Annotated in this window: 1 protein-coding gene; it reads right to left on the minus strand. The window is 71.9% G+C overall.

What is annotated here, in order from left to right:
* The coding region (locus ASJ79_RS23655; protein WP_369803753.1) for a cadherin-like domain-containing protein at positions 1 to 1,597 on the minus strand (1,597 nt) is incomplete at both ends.

Consider the following 1,597-nt stretch of genomic DNA (forward strand, 5'->3'; position numbering starts at 1 on the left):
GCCGCGGGCGTCAGGTAGGCCAGCGCCTCCCGCAGCTCGGGCAGCACCGGGTCGATCGTGGGATGGTGCGAGGCGACGTCCACCTCGACGCGGCGGGCCAGCTTGCCCTGCGCGTCGACCGCGGCGATCAGGTGACCGGCGGCCTCGTCGTCCTCCTCGTCAGCCGGCGCCGACGTCGCCTCCTCGCGGGCCTTGGTGGCCAGCGCGGACAGGTCCAGCTCCACTTCGGCCAGGCCGCCGGTCAGGTCGGCCTGCACGGGCTCGCGTGCGGCGGCCACCTTGGTCTCCACGTCGCACAGGTCGAGCAGCATGCTCGCCATCTGCTCGGTGGAGTACGTGGTCACGCCGGCTTCCTCGACCGCGTCGACGATGACGTCGTTGTGACCCATCAGACCGGTGCCGCGGGTCCAGCCGATCAGCGCGTGGGCCAGGCTGACGCGCTGCGCCCACGACGTCTCGGCTTTCCAGCGGGACACGACCGCGTCCAGCGCGGCCTTCGACTCGCCGTAGGCGCCGTCGCCGCCGAACATGCCGCGGTTCGGCGACCCCGGCAGCACCACGTGCAGCCGCGCGGCGATGTCGCGGTCGGAGCTGATCTGCGAGAGCCCGCCGATGAGCCGCTGCACGGCCCACAGCAGCACCTTCATCTCCATCTCGGCGCGCGCACCCGCCTCGGAGAGGTCTCCGCCGACCCGCGGCGCGGCGAACGGGAACAGCAGCGTCGGGGTCAGCGCGTCCTTGATGTGGATCGACTTGGGCCCGAGGCTCTCGGTCTGCTCGGTGCCGACCCACTCGACGAGCGCGTCGATGTCGCTGTAGGAGGCCATGTTCGCCGGCAGCACCCACAGCTTCGCGCCGAAGCGGGCGTTGTCGCGGTAGAGCTGACGGTAGAAGGCCAGCCGGGCGTCGTCGAGCCGCGACGTGGTGGCCACCACCGTGGCGCCACCGTCGAGCAGCTGCCCCACCACCGACGCGGCGATCGAGCCCTTCGACGCACCGGTCACCACGGCGACCTCGTCCTGGTAACGACCCGTGCCGGGGTTCTCCGCGCCCGCTGCCGCGCGTGCGTAGAGCGACGCGTGGATGTTGCGGCCCGCGGCCAGCGCCTTGCCCTGCCAGTAGGTGGCCTGGGTGCCGACCACGTGGCCGGTGCCCTCGAACCGCTCCGCCAGACGCGCCCAATCGGCTTCGAGCTCGTCGTCGTCCATCAGCCAGATCCGGACCAGGTCCTCACGGGCGCTGGCCCACCGGTCGTCGAGCAGCACGGCCTTGCGGCCGTCGAACACCGGCGCCACCAGACGCGGCCAGTCCGAACCGAGCTCGGCTGTCACCAGGTCGATCAGCTCGGCGTCGGCCGCGGCCTCGGGCGTCACGAACGGTGCGCCCAGCCCCAGCTGGTCGAGGATCGTGCGGGCCGCCGAGGCGAGCACGCCGTCGGGTCCGGTCACCTTCTCGGCGAACTCACCGAGCGCGGCGGTCGGTGTATAGGTGAAGGTGCCGTCGCCGTTGTTGACCAACGTGCCTTTCGCCGTCGACGCCGGAGCGGTGAACGTCAGTTCGTCACCGTCGCTGTCGCGTGCGCTCACCGTCACGGTGA

Origin of the sequence: Mycobacterium sp. NAZ190054, from assembly GCF_001545925.1 — a bacterium.
Taxonomy (GTDB): Bacteria; Actinomycetota; Actinomycetes; order Mycobacteriales; family Mycobacteriaceae; genus Mycobacterium.